The 5680-nt window shown below is 70.0% G+C and carries 5 protein-coding genes and 2 pseudogenes; 3 read left to right on the top strand and 4 right to left on the bottom strand.

Features of this window, described 5'->3' with window-relative positions; translation table 11 throughout:
• Positions 1 to 242, bottom strand: a pseudogene (locus AB7U92_RS20750) (TenA family transcriptional regulator); the annotation flags it as partial.
• A 243-nt stretch (positions 243 to 485) separates the two neighbouring features.
• Here AB7U92_RS20750 and AB7U92_RS20745 point away from each other — a divergent pair.
• From AB7U92_RS20745 to ftsH, 3 genes are all read left to right on the top strand, one after another.
• Positions 486 to 1112: an NAD(P)H-dependent oxidoreductase gene (locus AB7U92_RS20745; RefSeq protein WP_428581459.1), complete on the top strand. Its 627-nt coding sequence runs from the start codon at positions 486 to 488 to the stop codon at positions 1110 to 1112.
• Between the two features lie 75 nt (positions 1113 to 1187).
• Positions 1188 to 2015, top strand: a complete 828-nt coding sequence (locus tag AB7U92_RS20740; protein WP_428581453.1) for a helix-turn-helix domain-containing protein — start codon at positions 1188 to 1190, stop codon at positions 2013 to 2015.
• Positions 2016 to 2079: 64 nt separating this feature from the next.
• Positions 2080 to 3939, top strand: a complete 1860-nt coding sequence (ftsH, locus tag AB7U92_RS20735; protein WP_428581456.1) for an ATP-dependent zinc metalloprotease FtsH — start codon at positions 2080 to 2082, stop codon at positions 3937 to 3939.
• Here ftsH and AB7U92_RS20730 read toward each other — a convergent pair.
• The 3 genes and pseudogenes from AB7U92_RS20730 to AB7U92_RS20720 all read right to left on the bottom strand — a co-directional run.
• On the bottom strand, positions 3906 to 4736 hold the full coding sequence (locus AB7U92_RS20730; RefSeq protein ID WP_428581450.1) for a metal-dependent hydrolase: 831 nt from the start codon (positions 4734 to 4736) through the stop codon (positions 3906 to 3908). The genes ftsH and AB7U92_RS20730 overlap by 34 nt on opposite strands.
• Complete coding sequence (locus AB7U92_RS20725) at positions 4733 to 5158, bottom strand: hypothetical protein (RefSeq protein WP_428581447.1); 426 nt, start codon at positions 5156 to 5158, stop codon at positions 4733 to 4735. Before AB7U92_RS20725 ends, AB7U92_RS20730 begins: the two co-directional genes overlap by 4 nt.
• Positions 5159 to 5189: 31 nt before the next feature.
• A pseudogene (locus AB7U92_RS20720) lies at positions 5190 to 5680 on the bottom strand (phosphoribosylformylglycinamidine synthase subunit PurQ); the annotation flags it as partial.

The raw sequence follows: 5680 nt of genomic DNA, 5'->3' as shown, positions 1-5680 counted from the left end.
TCATCGTGATTGTGATCGTTGAGGAAGTAGCGAACCTGATTGTGGCTGTCGGCCAGCCGGCTGGCCGCCGCGGCGCTCACCGGGTTGAAATGCCAGACCACGTGGTACAGCTCCAGCAGCAGCGTGCGGTAGCGCGGCAGCGACATGCCCTTGGCCACCGCATCCAGCACCACGGGGTGGGTCTCGAAGGCACGGCGTGCCTCATCGGTGCGGATCACGAGATCCGCAAAGAACTTGCTCATCCTGGTTTCTCCAACGACGACGGTTCATCACCGTCGCAAGGCGGCCCAGCCCGATCGCGCGAACCGCTGCACGACCCATCGCCTTGCGACACTTTTGTGCGAAGCATTCTGTCTTCGTACCGCCGGCGGCACCAGTCCTCAACTTTGACAGGGTGCTCTAGCGCGCGACGCGATGGAGGCCGAGCCGGCACTGTGCGCGGCACTTGAAGAATCGCAAAGGCCCATCGTTCCCTTGACGTGACCATGTGGTCCGCGGCGCAGCCCGACAACCACACCATGGCCGAGAACCGTCGAATCCTCATCATCCAGGGCCACCCCGACGTGACCGAGAATCACCTCGGGCACGACCTCGCCCATGCCTACGCGGCGGCAGCCACGTCGGCCGGCCACCAGGTGCGCACGGCCACACCGGCGCAGCTCGACTTCCCGCTGCTGCGCAGCCAGAAGGAATGGGAGAGCGGCCCACTTCCTTCCGGCTTGCAGAAGGCGCAGGACGACATCGCCTGGGCCCAGCACCTGGTGCTGTTCTTCCCGCTGTGGATGGGCGACATGCCGGCGCTGCTCAAGGGCTTTCTCGAACAGGTGGCGCGGCCCGGATTCGCCTTCCGGCCAGAAGAGGGCAGCCCGTTCGGCCAGAAGGGGCTGGCCGGGCGCTCGGCGCGGGTGGTGGTCACCATGGGCATGCCGGCGCTGGTGTACCGCTTCTACTTCCGAGCCCACAGCGTCAAGAGCCTGGAGCGCAACATCCTCGGCTTCGTCGGCATCGCCCCCATTCGCGAGACGCTGATCGGCCTGGTCGACCAGCTCGGCGAAGACGGCCGCGCGAAGTGGCTGGCACGGATGGCCACGCTGGGCCGGCGCGCAGGCTGAACCGGCGGCGGGGCCGAAGGGCCATGACCTCGAGGGTCATGGCCGCCGTGAAGCGGCTGGGCTATCGTGTCCGGCATGAGCGCGACCCAGCCCCTGTCCCTCGGTGCCATGCCCCCGGTGGGTGCGATGCTGCGCGACTGGCGCCAGCGCCGGCGCCTCAGCCAGCTCGACCTGGCCGGCGACGCCAACGTCTCGACGCGGCACCTGAGCTGCGTGGAAACCGGCCGCGCCCTGCCCAGCCGCGAGATGGTGCTGCGCCTGGCCGAGCGGCTGGAGGTGCCGCTGCGCGAGCGCAACCGGCTGCTCACTGCCGCGGGCTATGCGCCGATGTTCAGCGAGCACCGCTTCGACGACCCGGCCCTGGCCAGCGCCCGGCAGGCGCTCGAGCTGGTGCTCAAGGGCCACGAGCCCTTCCCTGCCTTGCTGGTCGATCGCCACTGGACGCTGGTCTCGGCCAACCGCATGGTGCCGCTGCTGCTCGACGGCCTGCCCGCCGCGCTGCTGCAGCCGCCGCTGAACGTGCTGCGCCTGAGCCTGCATCCGCAGGGTCTGGCGCCGCGCATCGTCAACCTGGCGCAGTGGCGCGCGCACCTGCTGGAGCGGCTGCAGCAGCAGGTCGAGGCCAGCGGCGACATCACCCTGGCTACACTGGCCGAGGAACTGCACGGCTACCCGCTGCCGCCCGATGCCGGCCCCGCTCCGGCGGCCGTCGCCCCGCCGGTGGCGATGCCGCTGCAGTTCCGCAGCCCCGAAGGCGTGCTCACGCTGATCAGCACCATCACGGTGTTCGGCACGCCGGTGGACATCACGCTGTCCGAGCTGGCGCTGGAGACCTTCTTCCCCGCCGATGAGGCCACGACACGGGCGCTGCACCGCCTCGCCGCCCGGCTGCCGCCGGCCTGACGAGCGTCAAGCCGGCGCCGCGCCAGCCTGTCAGCATCGCGGCGTGCCGCCCCCGCCGCTGAACATCGATCGCCGCCAGAGCTGGAACGTCGGCTACTGGCTCGTTGCCCTGCTGCTGCTGATGCTGCTGCAAAGCGTCTGGCAGGGCACGTCGCGCATCGAGACCGTGCCGTACAGCGCCTTCGAACAGGCGCTGGCCGAGGGCCGCATCGCCGACGTGACCGTCTCCGACCGCACGGTGTCCGGGAGCCTCAAGTCGCCCGAGAACGGCAAGACCACGCTGCTGGCCACGCGCGTCGAGCCCGAGCTCGCCGCACGGCTGGAGAAGTACGGCGTGCCCTACACCCGCACCATCGAGAGCCCGCTGCTGCGCGACCTGCTGTCGTGGATCGTGCCGGCGCTCGTCTTCTTCGGCCTGTGGTACTTCGTCATCCGCCGCATGGCCGAACGCTCCGGCGGCGGGCTGGGCGGTTTCATGGCGATCGGCAAGAGCCGCGCCAAGGTCTACGTGGAGACCGACACCGGCGTCACCTTCACCGACGTGGCCGGTGTCGACGAGGCCAAGGAAGACCTCAAGGAAGTGGTCGACTTCCTCAAGCACCCGCAGGAGTACGGCAGGCTGGGCGCGCACATCCCGAAGGGCGTGCTGCTGGTCGGCCCGCCGGGCACCGGCAAGACGCTGCTGGCCAAGGCGGTGGCGGGCGAGGCGGGCGTGCCCTTCTTCTCGATCTCCGGCAGCGAGTTCGTCGAGATGTTCGTGGGTGTGGGCGCGGCGCGGGTGCGCGACCTGTTCGAGCAGGCGCGACTGAAGGCGCCGGCGATCATCTTCATCGACGAGCTCGACGCGCTGGGCCGTGCGCGCGGCGCCTTCCCCGGCCTCGGCGGCCACGACGAGAAGGAGCAGACCCTGAACCAGCTGCTGGTGGAGATGGACGGCTTCGACACCTCGTCGGGCCTGATCATCCTGGCCGCCACCAACCGGCCGGAGATCCTCGACACTGCGCTGCTGCGCGCCGGCCGCTTCGACCGCCAGGTGCTGGTCGACCGGCCCGACCGCAAGGGCCGGCTCGACATCCTGAAGGTGCACGCACGCAAGGTGAAGCTGGCCGCCGATGCGAAGCTCGACGAGGTGGCCGGCATCACCGCCGGCTTCAGCGGCGCCGACCTGGCCAACCTGGTCAACGAGGCGGCGATCACCGCCACGCGCCGCCATGCGGCGGAGGTGACGCTGGCCGACTTCACCGTCGCCGTGGAGCGCATCGTCGCCGGCCTGGAGCGGCGCAGCCGCGTGCTCAACCCGCAGGAGCGCCGCGCCGTGGCCTTCCACGAGATGGGCCATGCGCTGGTGGCGCTGGCCCAGCCCGGCAGCGACCCGGTGCACAAGGTGTCGATCATCCCGCGCGGCATCGGCGCGCTCGGCTACACCATCCAGCGGCCCACCGAAGACCGCTACCTGATGACGCGCGCCGAGCTGGAGCGCAAGATCGCCGTGCTGCTCGGCGGCCGGGCGGCCGAGATGCTGGTGCTCGGCGAGCTGTCCACCGGCGCGGCCGACGACCTGGCCCGCGCTACCGACATCGCGCGCGAGATGGTCACCCGCTACGGCATGGACGAGAGCCTGGGCCACGTGACCTACGAGCCGCCGCGCTCGGCCACGCCGGAGCTGGCACTGCTGGGCGGCAGCCCGCCACGCACGCTGTCTGAAGAGACGATGAAGCGCATCGATGCGGCAGTGGCCGGCCTCGTCGCCGCCGGCTTCGCCACCGCCACGGTACTGCTGACGAAGCACCGCGCTGTGCTGGAGCAAGGCGCGGCGCGGCTGCTCGACCACGAGACGCTGGCCGAGGACGACCTGCGCGAACTCACCGCGACGCTGCGCGCCGCCGGCGATCAGGCCGAGGCCGAGCGGCCGACCACGGTGTAACTGTCGCCGTTCTCGCGCAGCCAGCGCTCGGCCACCGACGCGTCCTGCTGGATGGGGTGGAAGCCGGGCGCGAAGTACCGCTTCCAGGGCGTGTAGATGCTGCGGATCAGCCCGCCGCGCGCGAACAGCAGCCGCCAGCCGCTGCGCCACGTGCGCGGCCTGAACAGCTCGCCGTCGTGCCAGAGATTGCGGATCGTCTGGCGGAACACGTCGGACAGGAAATGCAGCGTGACGATGCGCATGAAGCGGTGGCGCCAGACCTCATTGCCGCCCAGCGCCACGTAGAGATCGAAGGCGATGCTGCGGTGCTCGGCCTCTTCGGCGGCATGCCAGGTCCACAGCGTGCGCAGACGCGGTTCGGAGCCGTCCAGGCACTCGGGATGCGCCAGCATCCACTCGGCGAAGATCGCGGTGATGTGCTCGGTGGCCGCGGTGGCCGCCACCCAGTGGCGCGGGTCCAACCCTTCCATACGTTTCAGGCGCCGCACGGCGCGCTCGGCCCAGGCGTTGTGATGGCCCTGCGCCTCGAGCTGTCCGTTGAACAGCGCATGGATGCGCCGGTGCGTCGCCTCCTGGCCGATGAAGCCCTGGATCTGCGCCGCCATCGCCTCGCGCTGGTCGTCCGGCAAGGTCTTCAGGCCGAGCTTGACCGCGTCGATGAAGAACTGCTCGCCGACCGGAAAGCTCATCGACAGCGCGTTGAACCAGGCGGTGCGGAAGGCATCGCCGCCGTTCCACTGGCGGGCAAACGGCGCCTCCAGGTCGATCAGCAGGCGGCGAACGACCAGGTCGGTCACTTCGGCAACCTCTTCTTCAGCTCCTCCTTCAGGCGCGCGTGGGCGGCCGGGTCGAGTACCTTCAGCAGGTCGAGATCGGCCAGCAAGCGCTCGACCCGGGCCTGCGCGTTGCCGGCCTTGATCTCGTCGATCTCGGCCTTCATGGCGCGGAAGTCGTCGAAGCGGTCGTCGGTGGCCTTCGGGTCCAGAGCCTGCACCAGCAGTTCCAGCGCATCGCTGATGCGGCCGAGCTGGCGGCCGTAGCTGTGGCGGGCGAGCACGTTCGCCTCGGTCTGCGGCGCGCTGCTGTTGAAGGCGTTCACGTTCAGCGTCCACCCCGGCAGGATGGGCTGCACCAGCGTGTTCGGCGCGAGCTGCATCGCCGCGCTCCACTGCTTGAGCCAGCTGGCCGGGTCCCAGGTGGGGGTGTCGGTGCTTGCCATGGTGCCTCCTGCGGGCTTCAGTGTGCCACCGTCAGCCGACCCAGCGGCGCGCATTGCGGAACATGCGCATCCAGGGGCTGAGTTCGCTCAAGTCGCCGCTGGTCCAGCTCATCTGCACGTTGCGGAACACGCGTTCCGGGTGCGGCATCAGCACCGTGAATCGGCCGTCGGCGGTGGTCACCGAGGTCAGGCCATCGGGGCTGCCGTTGGGGTTGAACGGGTAGGCCTCGGTCGGCCGGCCGTGGTGGTCGACGAAGCGCATGGCACGGTGCACCGCCTTCGCATCGCCGCGCTGCGAGAAGTCGGCGAAGCCTTCGCCGTGCGCCACCGCGATGGGGATGCGGCTGCCTTCCATGCCCGTGAAGAAGATCGACGGGCTCTGCAGCACCTCCACCAGCGACAGCCGCGCCTCGAACTGCTCGCTCCTGTTGCGGGTGAACTTCGGCCAGGCCTGCGCGCGGGGGCTGATGGGGTCCCGCGCGGCCTACATCTGTAAGCCGGTGCACACGCCGAGCTCGAAGG

Origin of the sequence: Piscinibacter sp., from assembly GCF_050175855.1 — a bacterium.
Classification (GTDB): Bacteria; Pseudomonadota; Gammaproteobacteria; order Burkholderiales; family Burkholderiaceae_C; genus Piscinibacter.
Note: the sequence above shows the minus strand (reverse complement) of the source record. Positions and strands in the feature narration are given on the sequence as shown.

What these genes read in the sequence shown, in the direction of transcription:
- AB7U92_RS20745 (WP_428581459.1), top strand. Translation starts at nt 486, where the DNA reads ATGTGGTCCGCGGCGCAGCCCGACAACCACACCATGGCCGAGAACCGT.
- AB7U92_RS20740 (WP_428581453.1), top strand. Translation starts at nt 1,188, where the DNA reads ATGAGCGCGACCCAGCCCCTGTCCCTCGGTGCCATGCCCCCGGTGGGT.
- AB7U92_RS20725 (WP_428581447.1), bottom strand. Translation starts at nt 5,158, where the DNA reads ATGGCAAGCACCGACACCCCCACCTGGGACCCGGCCAGCTGGCTCAAG.